Source organism: Luteimonas endophytica, from assembly GCF_029887875.1.
In the GTDB taxonomy this organism is placed as follows: domain Bacteria; phylum Pseudomonadota; class Gammaproteobacteria; order Xanthomonadales; family Xanthomonadaceae; genus Luteimonas; species Luteimonas endophytica.
In genome coordinates this window covers 69,441-88,861 of record NZ_JARXRM010000016.1, presented here as the reverse complement: position 1 = coordinate 88,861, position 19,421 = coordinate 69,441, and the positions used below count along the sequence as shown (strand labels likewise).

Genomic DNA, 19,421 nt, shown 5'->3' with positions numbered 1-19,421 from the left:
GCCGCCTGAACCTGAACGGCCTGGGCCCGCAGGAGATGGCGCTGACACGAACCTGCCCTACGGCGGTTACGAATCGCCAATCACCATCGGGGCTTCCGATCAATCCGTCTCCCGCCGCCAGTTCAGGGAGCCCCGGCTCTCGACCGTGCTGGACTCGATCTCGATGTCGAAGCCGCGGCCGAGCAGGTACTTGAGGGTCAGGACCTGGCCGGTGCCCAGCAGCGAGACGCCGAAGCCGACGTACAGCCGCGGCGAGAGCTGCTTGCCCACGCCGAGCACGCTGCCGCCCAGGGCTCGCGAGTGGCTCACGCCGGCGTCGTCCAGGCCGATGCGCGAGCCCAGCTGCGAGGCGACCAGGCCGCCACCGGCCGAGAGCGCGGCGGAGGCCGCGTCGAGCTGGCGGCCCTCGTCGCCGGTCACGCTGGACAGCGAACGGCCCAGCGCCAGGTAGGCCAGCGCCTCGGACTGGTCGCGGGCCGGATCGGTCCACACCGTGGCCTGCGGCGCCGAAGCGCGCCCGGTGACATCGATCCCGGCGGTCAGCTCCTCGGCCTCGATCCGCCGCTGGGCGCGGATGTCCAGCAGCGGGTCGGAGACCACGTCGTTGCTCCACACCAGGTTGCCGCGCACGATCTCCAGTTCCTGGCCATAGGCCTCGTAGCGTCCGCCGACCTGCAACGCGCCGGTGGCGAGCATGTCGCGGCCCGGGCTCTGCCGCACCCGCAGCCGGCCGTCGAGGGTGCCTTCCAGACCGAAGCCGTTCAAGGTCACCGCATCCCCCATTACCAGGGTGAGGTCGAGCCGCAGCGCCAGCGGCGGGCCCGCGTCGGGATCGACCGGGTCGAGGACCACCACGTCGGGGGAGACCGAGACGCCGTCGTCGAGACGCTCCAGGTCGATCCGGGCCTCCGATACGACGACCGTGCCGACCACTTCCAGCGGCCGTCCGGCGCCGTAGCGCACCACCACGTCCGGGTCGACCACCGCGCGCAGGTCGCGGGTGTCGGAGACCAGCAGGTTGCGGCCGCGCAGGTTCAGCTCCAGCGGGGTCTCGGCGCCGCGCCAGCCCAGCGACCCGCCGACGTCCAGGGTGCCTTCGCCGGAGCGCACGCTGCCGCTGATCCGCGCGCTGCCGTCGCCAGCGGCGTCCAGGCGCAGGTTGCCGTCGGTCAGCTCGATCGCCAGCGAGGGGATCGTGGTCGCGAACTGGCTCAGTTGCGCCTGTCCGCCCAGCTGCGGCTCGGCGCGGGTACCAGCCACCGAGATCCGCGCCGACAGCCGCCCCTCGGGTTCGACGATGTCCGGGGAGAACAGCTCCAGCCACAGCAGTTCGTCGGTATCGAGCGTCAGTTCGGCAGAAAGCGGCGAGTACGCGTCCCAGCCGGTGGTCGCCTGCGCCTGCACGCGGCCGCCGTCGCCCAGGGTGGCGGCGAGGGTGCCGCGGATCGCCTGCGGATCGAACTCCAGGTCGAGCCGCAGCGCCTCGTAGCCGATCACGTCGCGGCGCGCGCGCGCCGCCACCCGCACCCCGCCGCTTTCCGAGCGCACCGAAAGGTCGCCGCTGTAGGCGTCGCCGGCCGGCCGCAGCCGTCCGTCCAGGGCGATCTCGCCGCGCAGCACCCACGGCCGGCCGGGTTCCCGCTCCGGCAGGTAAGGTGCGGCCAGCGCCAGCGGCAGCTGGCGCCCGGTCACGCTCACCCCGGTCCGTGGCCAGTCGGCCTGCACGCACAGCGAACCGCCGTCGCTGCTGGCGAAGCACGATTCGGAGATCCGCCAGGCGCCCCCGCCCAGGCCGATCGCGGCGGCGTCCTGCAGCGACCAGGCCGCGCCGCGTTCGGGCGCCAGCCGCAGCGACGCCAGGCGGCCCTGCCAGGTCTCGCCGCGGCGCTCCAGGCTTCCGGCCAGGTCGAGCGCGCCGATCGCGCCGCGCGCGCTGGCCTCGGCGCGCAGCGATTCGACCGCGCCGCTGGCGCGGACCGCCAGGGTGTCCAGGGCGACGCCCACCTGCAGCCCCCTGGCCTGCAGGGCCAGGCTGCCCTGCTGGCCGCGCTGCCACGGCATGCGCCCGGCCAGGGTGGCGGCCTCGGCGCGGTACGCCCCCCACGCCAGGTCGGTGGCGCGGAGGTCCACATCGGCATCCGGCGCGTCGCGGGCGCCGCTCAGCCGCACTTCGCCTTCGATCCGGCCGCTGCCGCCGGGCAGGAGATCGGCCAGCTGCAGCGGCGCCAGGGTAGCGTCGATGCGCAGCCGATCGGTCACCGAACCGGTGGCCTCCACCCGACTGGAGCCCAGCGACAGGTCCAGTTCGCCTTCGTAGTCGCTGCGGCCCTGGTCGCCGGCGGCGGCGGCGGGGCCGCGCATCGCGAAGCGGCCCTGGCCCCGCAGCGTGCGCCCGCGCAGGCGCCCGCCGAGCCGCTCGGCGACGACCTCGACGTCCAGGCCGCCGTCGTCGGCGCGGGTGCCGCCCTCGCTGGTCAGGCGCCCGTCGATCGCGCCGTTCCAGTCGGGAAGGAAATAGCCGGGGTCGAAATCTTCGAGCGCGGCCTCGAGATTCCAGGCCAGCGCCGGGGCCCAGGCGAACCGGCCGCTGGCTTCCAGCGCGCCGCCGGGGGTCTGCGCGTGCAGCCTGCGCAGGTCCACGGCATCGGCATTGCCGCGGCCGTCCAGTTCGAGCCGCGCCTGGACGCCGTCGCGCGCCAGCTCGGCGTGGCCGATCACCGCCCAGGCGGCCATGCGGCCGGCGATGCCGAGGTCCGCATCGGCGGTCACCGCAGGCGCCGGGGTGCCGTCGGCGGCCGCGGTGCCGGCCCAGCGCAGCCCGCGCGCGGCCACCGAGAAGCGCCCGACCGGATTCGCGGCATCGCGGAAGTCGGCACGGCCGCGCAGCGCCAGGGTGCCGTCGAGCAGCTGCAGCACCAGCGGATCGAGCTCGAGCACCTGCTCGTCCAGCCGCAGCGTGGACGGCAACAGCACCGCGGAGAAATCGCCGCGCGAGAAGCTTCCCTCCAGCACCGCCTCGCCGCCGCGACCGTCGGCCTCCAGCGCGAACGCGACAGGAATACCCGGCTCGCCGCTCCCGGCCAGCAGCGCCGGGTCGAGCGCCTCGGAGCCGGCGCGCAGGCGCCAGCCGGGCTGGTCGCGGCCCCGCAGGGTCAGCACCGCGCGCAGCGGCGCGGGCGCGTGCCCGACCACGGCCACGTCCAGCCGCGCGACGTCGCCGCGCGCCGCCAGGCCGAAGCGCGGGCGGGTGCGCCCCGGTGGGGCCGGCAGCAGCGCGCTGCCGGTGAGGTCCATGCGGTAGTCGTCGCGGGGCGCGTACTCGCCGTGCAGGGCGAAGCGACCGCGGTCGCTCTCGACCCGAAGCCGCTCCAGGCGCAGCAGGCCGTCGCGCACGTCGAAGCCGCCTCGCACCGAGGCGATGTCGACCAGCGGCCCGTCCGCACCCACCACCCGCAGCCGCTCCACGCGGATGGCGTCGGCCTCCAGCGCGAGCGGCAGCGGGCCGATCTGGGGCAGCGACTCGGGCCAGCGCGGCAGCTCGAACGGCTCGTCCTCGGCCGCCGGCGGCAGGGTCAGCACCGCGTCCTCGACCTCCAGCACGTCCAGGCGCAACAGCCGCCCCAGCAGCGGGCGGATGTCCGGGTCGAGCATCACCCGCGCCGCCTCGAAGGACAGGGTCCGCGGCGCGTCGCAATCGCCGAACGCCACCGGCTCGCCGTCGCGATCCGGGCAGGTGCGGTGCCGGAAGCGCACGTCGTACAGGGTCAGCGGGCCGGCGGCCGGTCCTTCCGCCTCGCGCCACTCCAGCGAGGTGCCGGCCGGCAGCCGCGCGACGATCTGCGCCAGCAGGAATTCGCGGCCGCCGAGCGTCATCAGCAGCCAGTACGCCAGGCCCGCCGCGACCAGCAGCAGCGCGCCCAGGGCGATCGCCGAGCGCCAGGCCAGCCAGCGCAGCCGCGCGCGCCGCCGCTGCCGCAGCTCGGCGATCCGCGCCTCGCGCTGTTCGGGCGTCAGTGCCGGGTCGATCCGATGGCGGTGCAGGATCGGCATGGCCTAGAACGCGGTGCCGATGTCGAGGTGCAGGGTGAACGGCGAGTCGGGATCGTCGAGGCCGCGGGCGATGTCCAGGCGCAGCGGCCCGACCGGCGAGCGCCAGCGCACGCCGATGCCGACCCCGGTGCGGAAGTCCGGGCTGTCGTCGAACGCGCTGCCGCTGTCGACGAAGCCGGCGATGCCGAAGGCGTTGGCGAAGTAGTGCTCCAGCTCCACGCTGGCGGTGGTCACGTTCTTGGCGCCCAGGGCGAAATCGCCCAGCCGCGGGCCCACCTCGCGCCAGTCGTAGCCACGGATGCTGCGATCGCCGCCGGCATAGAAGCGCAGGCTCGGCGGCAGCGCCACCAGCGCGTCGGTGGAGGTATGCCCCAGTTCCCCGCGTACGATCAGCCGGTTGCGCGCGCCGAGCCCGCGGTACCAGGTGGCGCGGGCGTGGAGCTGGGCGAAGCTCGCGTCCGAACCGGCGCCCTCGACCCCGCCGCGCAGCACCAGCGAGCCGCCGATCCCGCGGGTCGGGAAGATCCGGTCGTCGACGTCGATGTATTCGCCGCGCAGCGACGGGTAGCTGAAGGTGGCGTAGCGGTAGTCCGGTTCGGCTTCCGGATCGTCGCCGTTCTCCTCCACGTAGGCCCAGCGTTCGCGCAGCACGTGGGCCGAGGCCACCAGGTTGAGATGGCGGTTGTACTGGCCGCTGCGGCTGGCGACCAGCTCGACGCGGCGCGTGTCGATGTAGTCGGTTTGCTCGTCGGCGACCTGCAGGCTGGCCGTGTACCAGCCGTCGAGCCACGCGAATGCGGGGATCCGGTACTGCAGGGTGAGGGTCTTGCGGCGCTGCGCGTAGTCCAGCTGGGCCAGCGCCTTGTGGCCGCGTCGGTTGACGTAGCGGCGCTCCTCGCCCAGGCGGACGCCGGCGCCGCTGTCGGTGCCGTAGCTGATGCCCGCGGTCTGCACCTTGCGGGGGGCCGGGGTGAGGGTGACCTCGACCGGCACCCGGCGGTCGGGGCCGGCGTCCTCGGGCCGCGTGCTGATCTCGATGCGGCTGAAATAGTCCAGCCGGGTGAGCGAGGTGCGCAGCCGGTCCAGCCGGCCCTGGTGGTAGTAGTCGCCCTCGTCCCAGTAGACCAGGCGCTCGAGCAGCGAGTCGTTGACGACCGACTCCGGTTCCTGGCTGAAGTCGATCGGGCCCATGTCGTAGCGTTCGCCGCTGGTCCAGACCAGCTCGATGTCGGCGGCGCGCTCGGCCCGGGTCACCTCCACCCGCCGCGCGCTGAAGTCGGCATCGAAGTAGCCGCGCTCGGCCAGGCGGCGGCTGATCCGCGCCTTGCTGGCCTCGTACAGGGCGTGGTCGAACACCGATCCGGGCGAGGGCGCGAACTCGCCCAGATCCTCCTGCAGGTACCGGTCGCGATGGCCGGCGCCCAGGATCGCGATATCGCTGTTGCGGACCCGCACCGGCTCGCCGGGGTCAACGGTGATGGTCACCGCCAGCCCGTCGTCCGAGCGCTCGCGCTCGACCTCGATCGTCGGCGAGTAGTAGCCGAACGGCTCCAGCGCCTCGCGGGTCTGGCTTTCCGCCTCGCGCACCATGTAGACCAGGCGCCTGGGCGGAACGTCGCGGCCGAGCGCCTCGACCAGCGACAGCGAGACCCGCACGTTCTCGGTCATCTCCTCGTCGAGCCCGCGGATGTCGACGCGCGCGACCTCGGCGGCCTGCGCGGCGCCGGCGGCGAGCAGCAGCGCGGCGAGGCAGGCGCTGGAGAAGGGGCGTCGTAACATCGGAAGAGGATACCCAAGGCGAGTCAAGAACCGATTAACGCCGGCCATGCGCGTCGGCCGGATGCAGCGCGGTCCATGGTGCCGGCGGCCGCGTGCCCTGCACGCGAAGGCGTGCCTGGCCATGTCCGGAACGGCCGCGCGATCGGCCGGAGGTTGGCGCCACCGCGACCGGCGACGCCCGCGGCTTTCGCGGCCGTGGACCGTTCCCACGGGCACGCGTGTCGCGAGGGGGCGGCGTGAGCGTGCGGCTCAGGTCGAGAGCTGTTCGATCGCGGCGACGCTGCCGAGCCGGTCGCCGAGGCGGCGCAGCAGCGCCAGGCGGTTGCGGCGCAGCGCCGGGTCCTCGTCGTTGACCATCACCGCGTCGAAGAACGCGTCCACCTGCGGCCGCAACCGTGCCAGGTGCGAGAGCGCGTCGACGTAGTCGCCGCTGGCCAGGGCGGCGCCGGTTTCGGCATAGACCGCCTCCACCGCCTCGGCCAGGGCGCGTTCGGCCGGCTCGCGCAGCAGCGTCGGGTCGATGCTCGCAGCGGTGTCGTCGCCGGCCTTGCGCAGGATGTTGCGGATGCGCTTGTCGGCCGCCGCCAGCGCCGTCGCCTCGGGCAGATCGGCGAAGCTGCCGATCGCGGCGATGCGCCGGTCGAAGTCGTACAGCGACGGCGGCCGCTTCTCGGCCACCGCGGCGAAGTGCTGCGGCGGCACGCCGCGCTCGGCGTAGTAGCCGCGCAGGCGGTCCAGAACGAAGTCGTAGATTTCGTCGGCGGCCGGTGCAGCGTCCGATCCGGTGTCGTCGCCAGGTCGCGGCGGCCGCGAGTGCCCGGCCTCTGTCGCCGCGCGCTTCTGCTGCGCCGCGGCGCCGGCGATCGCGATCGCGCGCGTCGCCCGGTCCACCGCGGCGGCGAGCATTTCGCCCAGGTCCAGATCGTAGCCGCTCTCGATCACCGTGCGCGCCAGCCCCAGCGCATTGCGCCGCAGCGCGAACGGGTCCTTGTTGCCGGTCGGCTTCAGCCCCGCGGCGAAGCCGCCGGCCAGGGTGTCGAGGCGTTCGGCGATCGCCAGCACCTTGCCGAGGCCGGACAGGGCGATGTCGTCGCCGGCCTGGCGCGGCCGGTAGGCCTCGTCGATGGCGTTGGCCACCGCAAGCCGCTCCTCGTGCGGCAGGCCGTCGAGCGCCGGGTCCTGGCTGGCGTAGTAGCGCCCGGCGATCCCCTGCAGTTCCGGGAACTCGCCGACCATGCGCGACTGCAGGTCGGCCTTGGACAGTTCCGCCGCGCGCCGCGCCAGCGCCGGGTCGACGCCGACCCGGGCGGCGACCGCCTCGGCCAGCGCGGCGACCCGCGCCACCTTGTCGGCGACGCTGCCGAGCTTCTGCTGGTAGGTGACGTTGCGCAGCCCGGCGTTCATCGACGCCATGCCCTGCTTCATGTCCTCGACGAAGAAGAAGCGCGCGTCGGCGAAGCGCGGGCGGATCACCCGCTCGTAGCCCTTGCGCACCTCGGCCTGGTCCCTGGAGAGGATGTTGGCGATGCCGACGAAGTGCTCGCGCAGGCGCCCGTCGGGCCCCAGCACGGGGAAGAACTTCTGGTTCGCCTCCATGGTGGCGACCAGCGCCTCCTGCGGCACGGCGAGGTACTCGGGCTCGAACGAGCAGGTCACCGCCTCAGGCCACTCCACCAGGCAGTTGACCTCTTCCAGGTTGCCCGGCTCGATCCGTGCGGCGCCGCCGGCGGCGTGCGCGGCGCGCGTGACCTCCTCGACGATGCGCGCGCGGCGTTCCTCCGGGTCGACCAGCACGCGGGCGCCGCGCAGAGCGTCTATGTAGTCCTCGGGGCGTGCGATCCAGACCGTGCGATCGTGCATGAAGCGATGGCCGCGGCTCATGCGGTCGGCGCCGACGCCGAACGCTTCGCCGTCGACCACGTCCTCGCCCATCAGCATCACCAGCCAGTGCACCGGGCGGGCGAAGGCGTGCGCATGGTCGCCCCAGCGCATCGGCTTGGGCACCGGCATCGCCGCCAGCGCTTCGCCGAGGATCTCCGGCAGCAGCGTGGCGGTATCGGCGCCCGGCTTCACCGCGCGATGGACGAAGCGCTCGCCCTTCTGATCGGTGGTGCGCTCGAGCGCGGACCAGTCGACGCCGGCCTTGGCGGCGAAACCCTGCAGCGCGCGGGTCGGCTGGCCGTCCGCGTCCAGGGCGATGTTGAGGTAGGGGCCGAGCACCTCGGAACGCTGCTCGGATTGGCGCACGCCGACCCGCGGCAGCAGCACCGCCAGCCGTCGCGGCGTGTACAGCGGCCGTGCCGCGCCGGGCTCGACCGCGATCCCGTGCCGGCCCAGCCCCTCGACCACGCCGTCGAACAACGCGCGTGCCAGTCCCGGAAGCGCCTTGACCGGCAGTTCCTCGGTTCCGAGTTCGATGAGCAGGGGTGCAAGCCGGGTCATGCCTTGTCCTTCAGCGTTCGAGCGAGGCGTTCGAGGCGGACCGCGTTCTTGGACAGCAGCGCGATGCCCGCGATCGGCGGCAGCAGCAGGCCGAGGAAAAACCAGAGCCAGGCGCTGCGGCCGGTTTCCTGGGCCCAGTACGCGCAGAACACGCCGAACAGGAACGCGACCAGGCCATATGGCGCGAAATCGCCGCCAACCGTGCTCATGCCGCCTCGGCCTCGCGCTTCAGCCCCGGGAACCCTAGCTTCTCGCGCTGCGCGTGGTAGCTGCCGGCCACCGCCTGCGACAGCCGCCGCACCCGCAGGATGAAGCGCTGGCGCTCGGTCACGGCGATCGCGCGGCGCGCGTCGAGCAGGTTGAAGCAGTGCGAGGCCTTGCAGACCTGCTCGTAGGCGGGCAGCGGCAGGTCGAGCCCGACCAGCTTCAGGGCCTCGGCCTCGCAGGCGTCGAAGCGGTGGAACAGTTCCGGTACGTCGGCCACTTCGAAGTTGTAGGCGCTCTGCTCGACCTCGTTCTGGTGGTAGACGTCGCGGTAGGTCACCGGCACCCCGTCCGGGCCGTGGGTCCAGACCAGGTCGAAGACGTCGTCGACGTTCTGCAGGTACATGCACAGCCGCTCGAGCCCGTAGGTGATCTCGCCCAGCACCGGCCTGCACTCCAGGCCGCCGGCCTGCTGGAAATAGGTGAACTGGGTCACCTCCATGCCGTTGAGCCAGACCTCCCAGCCCAGCCCCCAGGCGCCGAGCGTCGGCGATTCCCAGTTGTCCTCGACCAGGCGCAGGTCGTGCACCAGCGGATCGACGCCGAGCGCCTGGAGCGAGCCGAAATAGCGCTCGACGATGTCGTCCGGGCTGGGCTTGAGCGCCACCTGGTACTGGTAGTAGCGCTGCAGGCGGTTGGGGTTCTCGCCATAGCGGCCGTCGGTGGGGCGGCGGCAGGGCTGCACGTAGGCGGCGTTCCACGGCTCCGGGCCCAGCGCGCGCAGGAACGTGGCGGGGTGGAAGGTGCCGGCGCCGACCTCCAGGTCCAGCGGCTGGATCAGCACGCAGCCGCGCTCGCCCCAGTAGGCATTGAGGCCCTGGATCAGTTCCTGGAAGGTGGGACCGCTCATCGTCGGTATCCGGCTCGCAGACACGGCGCGCTAGTATAGCGGCCGGGTCCGCGCCGCCCGGCGCGGCGGGGCCCGGCTCCCTCCGCAGCCGCGAGTCCGCCTTGACCCACCCGCCCAATGCCGTTGGCGAACGGACCACAGCGCGGCTGCCGCCGGGGCGGCTGACGCTGGAGCCGGTGCTCGACGCGCTGGTCGCCGACGGCATGCTCGACGCGGAGCAGGCCGACCGCGCGCGCGTCTCCGGCCGCCACGGCCGGGGGCTCGAAGCGGTGCATCCGCTGGTGCTGCTGGCGAACCTCAAGCTGCCTTCGGCGCGGGTGCCGGGGACCGAGCTGGGGCTCGAACAGCTCACCGAATGGCTGGCGACGGCCAGCGGCCATCCCTACCGGCGCATCGATCCCACCCGCCTCGACGTGGCCGGGGTGACCGACCTGATCTCGCACGCCTACGCCAGGCGCCACCGCATCCTGCCGCTCGAGGTCGGCGGCGACCATGCCCTGATCGCCACCAGCGAGCCGATGGCGCTGGACTGGCTGGCGGACCTGCAGCGGCTGCTGCGCCGGCGCATCGACCTGGTGGTGGCCAGCCCGCTGGACCTGCACCGCTACACCATGGAGTTCTTCGGCGTCACCCGCTCGGTGCGCGGCGCGCGCGACGTGCGCGAGGAAGGCGCGGCGCCGAGCTTCGAGCAGCTGGTCGAGCTGGGCCGCTCGGGCGACGTCAACGCCGACGACCACCACATCGTCAACATCGTCGACTGGCTGCTGCAGTACGCCTACGGGCAGCGCGCCTCGGACATCCACCTGGAACCGCGCCGCGACGTGGGCCGGGTGCGCTTCCGCATCGACGGCCTGCTGCACAAGGTGTTCGAGATGCCGCCGCCGGTGATGAGCGCGGTGATCAGCCGGATCAAGGTGCTCGGGCGCATGGACCTGGGCGAGCGGCGGCGCCCGCAGGACGGCCGCATCAAGACCCGCTCGCCGGGCGGCAGCGAGGTGGAGATGCGCCTGTCGACCATGCCCACGGCGTTCGGCGAGAAATGCGTGATGCGCATCTTCGACCCCGATACCGCCTTCAAGCCGATCGAGCAACTGGGTTTCGACGATGCCGAGGCCGCGGCCTGGAACGCGCTGGTGCAGCAGCCGCACGGCATCGTGCTGGTCACCGGCCCGACCGGTTCGGGCAAGACCACCACGCTGTACTCGGCGCTCAAGCGCCTGGCCACGCCCGACCTCAACATCTGCACCATCGAGGATCCGATCGAGATGGTCTGGCCGGAGTTCAACCAGACCCAGGTGCACACCGCGATCGATCTCACCTTCGCCTCCGGCGTGCGCACCCTGCTGCGGCAGGACCCGGACATCATCATGATCGGCGAGATCCGCGACCTGGACACCGCCCAGATGGCGGTGCAGGCGTCGCTGACCGGCCACCTGGTGCTGTCCACGCTGCACACCAACGACGCACCCTCGGCGGTCACCCGCCTGCTCGACCTGGGCCTGCCGCATTACCTGATCGCCTCGACCTTGAACGGGGTGCTGGCGCAGCGCCTGGTGCGGACCCTGTGCCCGCACTGCCGGCAGCCGCGCGAAGTGCCGGACGAGGCCTGGCAGGCGCTGCTCGGCGACGGCGCGCGGCCGCCGCCCGGCGAGACCCAGGGCGCGGTGGGTTGCCTGGAGTGCCGCAACACCGGTTACCTCGGCCGGGTCGGCCTGTACGAACTGATGCCGGTGACGCCGGCGCTGCGTGCGCGGATCCGTCCCGACATGGAGCTGGCCGGGTTCACCGCCGCTGCCCGGCAGGGCGGCCTGCGCACCCTGCGCGACGCCGCCGCCGCCAAGGTCGCGCAGGGCCTGACCACGGTGGAGGAAGTGCTGACGGTGCTGCCGCCACGGGAGTGAGGGGCGCGGCCGGATGAGCGTCTCCACCGAACCTCGCCCGCTGCTGATCGTGGTCGCCGGCCGCCCGGTCGAACCGCTGCGCCGGCACGGCGGGTTCGGCCACTGGATCCGCGTCGCCGCCGGGCTCGGGCGCCGCGACGCGGTGGTGGTCGACGTCGAGGCCGGGGCGCCGCTGCCGCCGCCAGCGGGCTTCGCCGGCGCCATCGTCAGCGGCTCTGCGGCGATGGTCACCGAGCGCCTCGGCTGGAGCGAGCGCACCGCCGGCTGGCTGCACGAGGCGGCGCATGGCGGGCTGCCGCTGCTCGGGATCTGCTACGGCCACCAGCTGCTGGCGCACGCGCTCGGCGGCGAGGTCGGCGACCACCCGCGCGGCCGCGAGATGGGTACCGTCGAGGTGGCCCGCGCGCCGGCGAGCGCCGGCGACCCGCTGTTCGCGACCCTGCCGGCGCGCTTCGCCGCCCAGGTCACGCATCTGCAGAGCGTGCTGCGGCCGCCGCCCGGCGCGGTGCTGCTGGCGGCATCGCGGCACGACGGCTGCCATGCGTTCCGCTGGCGCGGCCACGCCTGGGGCGTGCAGTTCCATCCGGAGTTCAGCGCCACGCACATGCGCGGCTACATCCGCGCCCGCGCCGAACAGCTGCGCGGAGGGCGCGGACCCGGAGGCGCTGGCGCGCGGCGTGCGCGCGGCCCCGCACGCACGCCGCGCGCTGCGGCGTTTCGCGCGGCGGGCGCGTACACTGTCGGCGGGCCATCGGGGACAGTGACCATGACGCAGGTGAGGAAGGTATCGATCGGTGACGGCGCGGAATGGCTGTTGGCCGGTTTCGGATTGCTGCGCAGGTCGCCGCTCGGGCTCGGGCTGCTGGGCGCGATCTTCGGCTTCCTGACCGCGCTGCCGCTGCTGTTCGGCGAGCAGCTCGGCGCCTTCATGGCGTTCCAGCTGGTGCTGGTGATCTTGGGGCCGGTGCTGATGGGCGGCTTCGTCCATGCGGTCGGCGAGGTCGATGCCGGGCGCCAGGCGGTGCCCGCTCACCTGCTGCACGGGTTCTCCGGGGGCCGCGCGCCGCGCCTGGTGGCGCTGCTGCTGCCGCAGGTGGCGATGGCGGTGCTCGCGGTGCTGCTGCTGGTGGTGATGGTGGGGCCGACCCAGCTGCAGGAGGCGATCGCCGTGCTCGAGCAGGCCGAAGGCCAGGCCAACCCCGATCCGGCGATGTTCGAGAACCTGCCGATCGGCCGGTTCCTGCTGTGGATGCTGCTGGCGTTCGTGCTCGGCGTGTTGACCTATTTCTTCACCTTCGTCGCCACCCCGCAGATCATGTTCGAGGGGCGCGGCGCGCTGGAATCGATGAAGCGCAGCTTCGCGGCGTGCATCCGCAACGTGCCGGCGATGATCCTGTTCTTCGTGCTGCTGATCGTCATCGTGTTCCTGGTCAGCGTGGGTGCGCAGCTGGTGGCGGTGGTCGCGCGCCTGGCCGCCGGCCCGCTGGCGATGCAGTTCGTCGCCCAGATCCTGATGATGGCGGTGCTGATGCCGGTGATGCTGGGCGCGTCCTACCGCGCCTGGCAGAAGATGCTGGCGCCGGCGGATGGCGCGGCGCCGACAATGGCGGCACCGCCGCCTTCCGGCATCGAGGTCTGAGGCGGTTCAGCCGCCGAGTGCGCGCTGCAGCGCGAGCTGCAGCTGCGACTGCATCGCCGCCAGCAGCCACAGCGCCGCCGCCGCGCCCGCCAGCGCCTGCGCCGCGATCCAGGCGCGCGCCCACGCCGGCAGCGCCTTCGTGCCGTCCTGCAGCACGTGCGCGCCGGCGATCCGGTCGTGCAGCGCGCGCCGCTCCGGTGGCAGCGCCGCGAGCGCGTGGCCGAGATTGCCGCTGAGCCACGACAGCGCGCCGGCCAGATGACGCGCCAGCGCGCGCGCCGGGGCGAGCCGGCGGCCGTCGCTGCCGCCCACCCGCAGGCCCAGCGCGCGCTTGCCCAAGGTCGCCTGGTGCGGCGAGGCCTCGGCGCCGACGTGATAGAGCAGCGCCAGCGCCGCGAACGCCGCCAGCGGCGGCAACGCCGTCGCGGCCACCGCGTCGAGCAGCGCCGCGGCCGCTTCCCGCAGGCGCGGATCGCGGCTGGCGGCCAGCGCCGCGACCAGCGGCGAGCCGCTCGTCGACACCAGCGCGAGCAGCGCCGCGGCGACGGTGTCGACCAGTTCCGCGTACCCAGCGGCGATGCGCGCGCCGCCTTCGCGCAGCCGCGCAGCGCCCAGCAGCAGCACCGGCAACGCCAGCAGCGCCGCGTCCAGCGACCAGGCGGCGTAGCGCCGCCAGAAGCCCGCCGCGGTCATGTGGCCGGCCGGTCGGCCTCGTCGTCGCGGCCCTGCGATTTGGGCGCCAGCAACCGCGCCGCGACGATGCCGGCCTCGTACAGCAGGCACATCGGGATCGCCAGCATCAGCTGCGAGATCACGTCCGGCGGGGTGATCACCGCCGCCAGCACGAACACCCCGACGATGGCGTAGCCGCGCCACTCGCGCAGCTGCGTCGGCGTCACCCAGCCGAGCAGGGTCAGGATCACCAGCGCCACCGGCAGCTCGAAGCTCAGGCCGAAGGCGAGGAAGATCACCAGCACGAAGTTCAGGTAGGCGTGGATGTCGGTCATCATCGCCACCCCGTCCGGGGTGACGCTGGTGAGGAAGCCGAACACCGCCGGCAGCACCAGGAAGAACGCGAACGCGCAGCCGATGTAGAACAGCGCCACCGCCGACACCAGCAGCGGAAGCGCCAGCTTCTTCTCGCGCCGGTACAGGCCCGGCGCCACGAACGCCCAGGCCTGGTAGAGCAGCCAGGGCATGGTCGAGATCACCGCCACGAAGAACGCCAGCTTCAGCGGCGCGAAGAACGGCGAGGCCACCTCCACGGCGATCAGGTGCGCGCCCTCCGGCAGCTTGTCCAGCAGCGGTTGCGCCAGCAGCCCGTAGAGGCGGTTGGCGAACGGCAGCAGCGCCAGCAGCACCAGCACCACGCCGGCGAGCGCGCGCATCAGCCGCGAGCGCAGCTCGACCAGGTGGTCGATCAGGCTGCTGTCGACGGCGCTCTCAGCGTCGCGCGGCATCGTCGTCCTCCGGAGGCGCCGGGGCCGGCGCGGGCGGCGGCTGCGGTTGGTCGGTAGCGGGCAGGGCCGGCGCGGCCGCATCCTGCGCGCCCGCCTCCTGGTCCTCGCCCGACCTTCCGCGGCGGCCCATCCCGGCTTCGACCTCGCGCGCGGTCTCGCGCACCGAGTCGCGCACCGCGTCGACCTCGCTGCGCATCCGCTCGCGCGCATCGCGCACCGAGCCGTCGACCTCGCGCATCGCGTCCTCGGCGTCGTGCAGGCTGCGCTTGAGCTCCTCGGCGGCCAGTTCGCGCTCCAGTTCCGACCTCACCGAATGCCACTGGGCGCGCGCCCGGCGCACCCACAGCCCGGCGAAGCGCGCCGCCCTGGGCAGGCGCTCGGGCCCGAGCACCACCAGGGCGACGACCGCGATCAGGAACAGCTCGCTGAAGCCGATGTCGAACATGCGATGCGGCGCCGCGCAGCGGCGTCAGCGTGCGGTCTTGTCGTCGTCGCGCTGGGTGTCGCGGGTGGCGGCGTCGTCGCTGCGGGCCTGGTCCTCCAGGCGCGCGGCCGGACGATCGGCGTCGGCGTCGCTCACGCCCTTCTTGAAGCCCTTGATCGCCTCGCCCAGATCGCGCCCGGCGCCGCGCAGGCGCTTGGTGCCGAACACCAGCAGCACGACCACCAGCACGATGAGCCAATGCCAGATGCTGAAACTGCCCATGGGGTGCCCAAGAAGAGGAGGAAGCGATCAGGATACCGCAGCCGGTCGGCGCGGTGCCGGCCCGCCCGGGATGAATGCGCAGGCGACGGCGATCAGGGCGTGTCGTCGAGCGGCTCGCTGCGGATCTCGCCCTCGGCGACCGGCTCGAACGGCTGCGGCATCGGCGCCGCGGCGTCCGCTGGCGGCTGCGGCAGCGCCTGGGTGCCTGCTGGAACGGTGACCGCTGCCGATGCGTGCGCCACCGCGGCCGGCGCGGTCGCGGTGCCGCGATTGGCGCGGGCGATCGCGGTGGCCTCCTCGAGCCGGTCGCGGAAGTCCACCACCGCATTCGACGGCGCCTGCCCGGCGCGACCCTCGAAGATCATCCGCGGGGTGGTGCCCTGGCCGTAGACCGCCTGGTTGGCATCGTCGTCGATGCTCAGCACGGCACCATCCAGCGCCACCCCGGCGAACAGCCCGCGGGCCCGCGACCACGACCAGATCTCGGCCTTGAGCTGGCCGTCGGTGGCGGTGGACGCGTTGCGGCCCAGGGGGCCGGCGGCGACCCCGGCGTCGGCGCCGAGGGTGAACTTGCCGTTGACCACCGATTCCAGGCTGCGATCGTTGCGGAACACCAACACCACGTCGGCGGACTGCACCCCGACCTGGAAACCGATGCTGCCGCCGGTGAGGGTGACGAAGCTCGGCTGCGACCAGGTGCCGTCGGGGCTCTTCACCGCCATCAGGCCGTGGCCGCGGCGGCCGCCGAGCACCAGCCCGGCCTTGATCGTGTCGGGTACCACCACGATCGCCCGGGCCTCGTCGAGCAGCTTGTCGGGGATGGCGCTCTCGGGGATCGCCTGGATCTCGGTCAGCACCCGCACCGCGTTGTGCGCGCGGGCGTCTTCCTCGGGTCCGGCGAGCGCGGTGCCGGTGGCGGCGAGCGACAGCGCCAGCGCGGCACCGATCAGGACCAGGCGCGGGGCGGAAGGACGGCGGCGGGGCTGGGACATGCGGGACTCCGGGCAAAGGGTGAAGCGCGAGCAGGCAGGCAGACCGCGCCAGGCGCAACAAAGTTCAGGCTAGGGCCGCGGCGATGAATCGGCGGTGAGCCGCGGCCGCTGTCGGCGGCGGCACCGGCCTGTCATCCTATGCCGATGGCCAGTCCAGTCCCCCCCGATGCGGGCGATATCCGCGACACCGCGCTGCTGGTCGTCAATCTCGGCACCCCGGCCGCGCCGACCGCCGCCGCGGTGCGCCGCTACCTGGCCGAGTTCCTGCACGATTACCGGGTGGTGGCGCTGACCCGCTGGCTGTGGTGCCCGCTGCTGCACTTCGTGATCCTGCCGCTGCGCTCGCCGCGGGTGGCGAAGCTGTACGCCGGGATCTGGATGGAAGGCGGCTCGCCGCTGGCGGTGCATACCGAGCGCCTGGCGCGGGCGCTGCAGCAGCGCCTGCCGGAACTGCGCGTGGCTCACGCGATGCGCTACGGCGCACCGGCGCTGGGCGCCGCCCTGCGCTCGCTGCGCGACGGCGGCGTCCGCCGGGCGCTGGTGCTGCCGCTGTATCCCCAGTACTCCACCACCACCACCGCTTCGGTGGTCGACGTGGCGGCGGCGGTCGAGGGGATCGAGGTGCAGGTGGTGCAGGACTACCACCTCGATGCGGGCTGGGTCGCGGCGGTGGCCGGTTCGATACGCGGCTACCGCGATGCGCACGGCAGCGGCGAGCTGCTGCTGTTCTCGTTCCACGGGATCCCGCAGCGGCTGGTGGACGCCGGCGACCCCTATCAGGCGCAGTGCCGCGCCAGCGTCGCCGCGATCGCCGCGGCCCTGGGCCTGGAAGACGACCAGTGGCGGCTCACCTTCCAGTCGCGCTTCGGCCGCGAACCCTGGCTGCAGCCCTACACCGACCACACCCTGCGCGCGCTGGCCGGGCAGGGGCTGAAGCGCATCGACGTGGTCTGCCCCGGTTTCGCGGTCGACTGCCTCGAGACCCTGGAGGAGATCGCGCTGCAGAACGCCGAACTGTTCCGCGAGCATGGCGGCGAGGCGCTGCACTACATTCCATGCCTCAACGACGCGCCCGAACACGCCGAGGCGCTGGCGCGCCTGGCGCGGCGGGCCCTCGGCGCCTGATGCACGAGTTCGCGCTCGACGGTCCCGGGGTCCGCATCGCCGGGTTGCGCAGCGGCAATGCCGGCGCGCCGCGGGTGCTGGCGCTGCACGGCTGGCTCGACAACGCCGCCAGCTTCCTGCCGCTGGCGCCGTGGCTGGCGCACCTCGACCTGGTGGCGCCGGACCTGCCCGGCCATGGCCGCAGCGCGCACCTGCCGCCGGGTTCGGACTATTCCTTCGCCGGGGCGCTGCACAGCGTGCTCGACATCGCCGACGCGCTGGGCTGGGAACGTTTCGCGCTGCTCGGGCATTCGATGGGGGCGGGGATCGCCAGCCTGGTGGCCGCCGCCGCGCCGCGCCGGATCGAGCGGCTGCTGGCGATCGAGGCGCTGGGGGCGTTGCCGGAGGATCCGGCGCGCACCGCGGCGCGGCTGCGCGAGGCGGTCGCCGCCGCCCGTGCGCTGCGCGGCAAGCGGCTGCGCCTGTTCCCCGACCCGGAGCCGGCGGTCCGCGCGCGCATGCAGGCCAACGGCCTCAGCGAGCCGGTCGCGCGGCTGCTGGTGGAGCGCGGGCTGGAGGCGGTCGAGGGCGGCTGGCGCTGGAGCAGCGACCCGCGCCTGACCCTGCCGACCATGGTGCGCATGACCGATGCCCAGGTCGACGACCTGGTGGCCGGCATCGCCTGCCCAACCCGGGTGATCTACGCCGACCCGCCGCAGCCGTACCTGCCCGAACCGGAACGCAGCCGGCGCGTGCGGCTACTGCCGCGGGGCGAACTGGTGGTGGTGCAGGGCACCCATCACCTGCACATGGAGGACCCGGCGGCGGTGGCCGCGGCGATCGGGGATTTCCTGGGCGCGGCCTGAGCCACGCCGCCGGCGCTACTGCCGGCGCTCGTGCAACTGCAGCCCGACCAGCACGCCCCCGCCGTCGCCGTGGCCCCGCGCGAACGACAGCACCGCGGTGCGGGATCCCTTCTCGAAGGCGAGCATGGCGCTGTCGCCGGCGTCGCGGCGGGACAGGGTCGGCTGCCAGCCCAGCCGCGCCATGGCCGCGTCGGCGTCGCCGAACAGGGCGCCCACCTGTCCCGGCGCGCGCAGGCTGACGGTGGTGGTGCCGTCCATGTCGACCACGCTGTCGATGTCGTAGCGCGGCGGCAGGTACACGTCCTCGGGGAAGCCGGGCGGCAGGGGCAGCGGGGCCGACGCGCGGCGGCCGGAATCGCCCGCCAGCGGCGCCGGGACTTCCATCGCGTTGCGATCGGCCGCGGCCTCGGCGAGCGCATCGCCGGCGCGGCTGCAGGCGGCCAGCGCCAGGGTGGCCGCCAGCGGCACCAGCGCCATGCGCGGGAGAACCCGACCCGGGGTGAGCATTGCATGGCCTCGCAGCTGCCGTTCCCGGGAACAACGGCAGCCGCGGGCTCAGCCGGACAGCAGCGCGTGCAGCCGCGCCTTGAGGCGGCGGCCCTCGGCGTGGAAATAGGCGCGTTGGCGGCGCCATTCCGGGCAGCGCGCCTCGACCTCGGCCCAGAACGACGGCGAATGGTCGGCGTGGATCAGGTGGCAGAGTTCATGGACCAGGACGTACTCGAACGCCGCCGGCTCGCCCAGCACCAGCGACAGGTCCAGCGACAGCACCCCGTTGGCGGCCAGCGAGCCCCACTGCGAGGACATCGGCCGCAGCCGGATGCGCGCCGGGGCGCGCGGCAGCGCCGGCAGGTAGCGCGGCAGCCAGCGGCCGATGTCGGCGCGGGCCTGGGCTTCGTAGAAGTCGCGCAGGCAGCGGCGCAGCGCCGCCGGCGCGGCGCGCGGCGGCAGCGCGAACGTGATGCCGCCGGCATCCTCGCGCAGGCTGGCGTAGCGGCCCTGTTCCCAGCGCAGCGGCAACAGCAGGCCGCGCAGCGGCAGCGCCGCGCTTTCCCCCGGGACCAGCGCGACGATGCCGTCGGGATCCTGGGCCGCCAGTTGCAGCACCAGCCAGTCGCGGTGCTGATGCAGGAACCGCTGGCCCGCCACCAGGCTGGCGCGCGGCGGCAGGGTGAGCCGCGCGCCCCGTTCGCCGACCGTCAGCCGCAGCCGGCGTGCGCGCGGGTCGCGCACGCGCTCGACCTCGATCTCGCGGCCATCGTCGAGCCGCACCGAGGTGCGATCGCGCAGCAGCGCGCGCGGTGCGATCAGGCGGCGCAGCGGGGAAGGCATGGCTGGATTCTACGGCCGGGCGGCGCTGCGGTGGGG

Annotated in this window: 16 protein-coding genes and 1 pseudogene; 5 read left to right on the top strand and 12 right to left on the bottom strand. The window is 73.7% G+C overall.

Annotated elements, in window-relative coordinates:
* Positions 1–99: 99 nt before the first annotated feature.
* The 5 genes from QFW77_RS03515 to glyQ all read right to left on the bottom strand — a co-directional run bounded on the left by QFW77_RS03515 (position 100) and on the right by glyQ (position 9,385).
* Positions 100–4,050: a translocation/assembly module TamB domain-containing protein gene (locus QFW77_RS03515; RefSeq protein ID WP_280572902.1), complete on the bottom strand. Its 3,951-nt coding sequence runs from the start codon at positions 4,048–4,050 to the stop codon at positions 100–102.
* 3 nt (positions 4,051–4,053) lie between these two features.
* On the bottom strand, positions 4,054–5,829 hold the full coding sequence (locus tag QFW77_RS03510; RefSeq protein ID WP_280572901.1) for an autotransporter assembly complex protein TamA: 1,776 nt from the start codon (positions 5,827–5,829) through the stop codon (positions 4,054–4,056).
* A gap of 249 nt (positions 5,830–6,078) precedes the next feature.
* The gene (gene glyS, locus QFW77_RS03505) at positions 6,079–8,271 is read right to left on the bottom strand and encodes a glycine--tRNA ligase subunit beta (RefSeq protein WP_280572899.1); all 2,193 of its coding nucleotides are present in this window, start codon (positions 8,269–8,271) and stop codon (positions 6,079–6,081) included.
* Complete coding sequence (locus QFW77_RS03500) at positions 8,268–8,480, bottom strand: hypothetical protein (protein ID WP_280572897.1); 213 nt, start codon at positions 8,478–8,480, stop codon at positions 8,268–8,270. Before QFW77_RS03500 ends, glyS begins: the two co-directional genes overlap by 4 nt.
* Complete coding sequence (gene glyQ / locus QFW77_RS03495) at positions 8,477–9,385, bottom strand: glycine--tRNA ligase subunit alpha (RefSeq protein ID WP_280572895.1); 909 nt, start codon at positions 9,383–9,385, stop codon at positions 8,477–8,479. Before glyQ ends, QFW77_RS03500 begins: the two co-directional genes overlap by 4 nt.
* Before the next feature lie 101 nt (positions 9,386–9,486).
* Here glyQ and QFW77_RS03490 point away from each other — a divergent pair, with 101 nt between their 5' ends.
* From QFW77_RS03490 to QFW77_RS03480, 3 genes and pseudogenes are all read left to right on the top strand, one after another.
* Positions 9,487–11,286 carry a GspE/PulE family protein gene (locus QFW77_RS03490; protein WP_425603257.1) on the top strand — a complete coding sequence of 600 codons (1,800 nt, stop codon included), beginning with the start codon at positions 9,487–9,489 and terminating at the stop codon, positions 11,284–11,286.
* A gap of 13 nt (positions 11,287–11,299) precedes the next feature.
* Positions 11,300–12,050, top strand: a pseudogene (locus tag QFW77_RS03485) (glutamine amidotransferase).
* Positions 12,051–12,052: 2 nt separating this feature from the next.
* Positions 12,053–12,925 carry a BPSS1780 family membrane protein gene (locus tag QFW77_RS03480; RefSeq protein ID WP_280572893.1) on the top strand — a complete coding sequence of 291 codons (873 nt, stop codon included), beginning with the start codon at positions 12,053–12,055 and terminating at the stop codon, positions 12,923–12,925.
* A 6-nt stretch (positions 12,926–12,931) separates the two neighbouring features.
* On the opposite strand, the gene QFW77_RS03475 is transcribed toward QFW77_RS03480, so the two are convergent.
* The 5 genes from QFW77_RS03475 to QFW77_RS03455 form a co-directional block, all read right to left on the bottom strand.
* Entirely contained in the window at positions 12,932–13,618 is a 687-nt protein-coding gene (locus QFW77_RS03475) for an RDD family protein (protein ID WP_280572891.1), read from the bottom strand.
* Positions 13,615–14,385, bottom strand: a complete 771-nt coding sequence (tatC, locus tag QFW77_RS03470) for a twin-arginine translocase subunit TatC (protein ID WP_280572890.1) — start codon at positions 14,383–14,385, stop codon at positions 13,615–13,617. Before tatC ends, QFW77_RS03475 begins: the two co-directional genes overlap by 4 nt.
* Positions 14,369–14,830, bottom strand: coding sequence for a Sec-independent protein translocase protein TatB (gene tatB, locus QFW77_RS03465; protein WP_280572889.1), 462 nt, complete (start codon positions 14,828–14,830; stop codon positions 14,369–14,371). The genes tatC and tatB overlap by 17 nt, the downstream gene beginning before the upstream one ends.
* 24 nt (positions 14,831–14,854) lie before the next feature.
* A complete protein-coding gene (gene tatA, locus QFW77_RS03460; protein WP_280572888.1) occupies positions 14,855–15,091 on the bottom strand; it encodes a Sec-independent protein translocase subunit TatA in 237 nt (78 codons plus the stop codon).
* 92 nt (positions 15,092–15,183) lie between these two features.
* The gene (locus tag QFW77_RS03455; RefSeq protein ID WP_280572887.1) at positions 15,184–16,083 is read right to left on the bottom strand and encodes a lipid-binding SYLF domain-containing protein; all 900 of its coding nucleotides are present in this window, start codon (positions 16,081–16,083) and stop codon (positions 15,184–15,186) included.
* Positions 16,084–16,227: 144 nt separating this feature from the next.
* On the opposite strand from QFW77_RS03455, the gene hemH reads away from it, so the two are divergent.
* Complete coding sequence (hemH, locus tag QFW77_RS03450) at positions 16,228–17,208, top strand: ferrochelatase (protein WP_280572886.1); 981 nt, start codon at positions 16,228–16,230, stop codon at positions 17,206–17,208.
* A complete protein-coding gene (locus QFW77_RS03445; protein ID WP_280572885.1) occupies positions 17,208–18,053 on the top strand; it encodes an alpha/beta fold hydrolase in 846 nt (281 codons plus the stop codon). Before hemH ends, QFW77_RS03445 begins: the two co-directional genes overlap by 1 nt.
* 15 nt (positions 18,054–18,068) lie before the next feature.
* Here QFW77_RS03445 and QFW77_RS03440 read toward each other — a convergent pair whose 3' ends face one another.
* Together QFW77_RS03440 and QFW77_RS03435 are read right to left on the bottom strand one after the other, a co-directional pair.
* Complete coding sequence (locus QFW77_RS03440; RefSeq protein WP_280572884.1) at positions 18,069–18,560, bottom strand: hypothetical protein; 492 nt, start codon at positions 18,558–18,560, stop codon at positions 18,069–18,071.
* A gap of 48 nt (positions 18,561–18,608) precedes the next feature.
* A complete protein-coding gene (locus QFW77_RS03435; RefSeq protein ID WP_280572883.1) occupies positions 18,609–19,385 on the bottom strand; it encodes a M48 family metallopeptidase in 777 nt (258 codons plus the stop codon).
* Between the last annotated feature and the right edge of the window lie 36 nt (positions 19,386–19,421).

What these genes read in the sequence shown, in the direction of transcription:
- QFW77_RS03515 (WP_280572902.1), bottom strand. Translation starts at nt 4,050, where the DNA reads ATGCCGATCCTGCACCGCCATCGGATCGACCCGGCACTGACGCCCGAA.
- QFW77_RS03510 (WP_280572901.1), bottom strand. Translation starts at nt 5,829, where the DNA reads ATGTTACGACGCCCCTTCTCCAGCGCCTGCCTCGCCGCGCTGCTGCTC.
- glyS (WP_280572899.1), bottom strand. Translation starts at nt 8,271, where the DNA reads ATGACCCGGCTTGCACCCCTGCTCATCGAACTCGGAACCGAGGAACTG.
- QFW77_RS03500 (WP_280572897.1), bottom strand. Translation starts at nt 8,480, where the DNA reads ATGAGCACGGTTGGCGGCGATTTCGCGCCATATGGCCTGGTCGCGTTC.
- glyQ (WP_280572895.1), bottom strand. Translation starts at nt 9,385, where the DNA reads ATGAGCGGTCCCACCTTCCAGGAACTGATCCAGGGCCTCAATGCCTAC.
- QFW77_RS03480 (WP_280572893.1), top strand. Translation starts at nt 12,053, where the DNA reads ATGACGCAGGTGAGGAAGGTATCGATCGGTGACGGCGCGGAATGGCTG.
- QFW77_RS03475 (WP_280572891.1), bottom strand. Translation starts at nt 13,618, where the DNA reads ATGACCGCGGCGGGCTTCTGGCGGCGCTACGCCGCCTGGTCGCTGGAC.
- tatC (WP_280572890.1), bottom strand. Translation starts at nt 14,385, where the DNA reads ATGCCGCGCGACGCTGAGAGCGCCGTCGACAGCAGCCTGATCGACCAC.
- tatB (WP_280572889.1), bottom strand. Translation starts at nt 14,830, where the DNA reads ATGTTCGACATCGGCTTCAGCGAGCTGTTCCTGATCGCGGTCGTCGCC.
- tatA (WP_280572888.1), bottom strand. Translation starts at nt 15,091, where the DNA reads ATGGGCAGTTTCAGCATCTGGCATTGGCTCATCGTGCTGGTGGTCGTG.
- QFW77_RS03455 (WP_280572887.1), bottom strand. Translation starts at nt 16,083, where the DNA reads ATGTCCCAGCCCCGCCGCCGTCCTTCCGCCCCGCGCCTGGTCCTGATC.
- hemH (WP_280572886.1), top strand. Translation starts at nt 16,228, where the DNA reads ATGGCCAGTCCAGTCCCCCCCGATGCGGGCGATATCCGCGACACCGCG.
- QFW77_RS03445 (WP_280572885.1), top strand. Translation starts at nt 17,208, where the DNA reads ATGCACGAGTTCGCGCTCGACGGTCCCGGGGTCCGCATCGCCGGGTTG.
- QFW77_RS03440 (WP_280572884.1), bottom strand. Translation starts at nt 18,560, where the DNA reads ATGCTCACCCCGGGTCGGGTTCTCCCGCGCATGGCGCTGGTGCCGCTG.
- QFW77_RS03435 (WP_280572883.1), bottom strand. Translation starts at nt 19,385, where the DNA reads ATGCCTTCCCCGCTGCGCCGCCTGATCGCACCGCGCGCGCTGCTGCGC.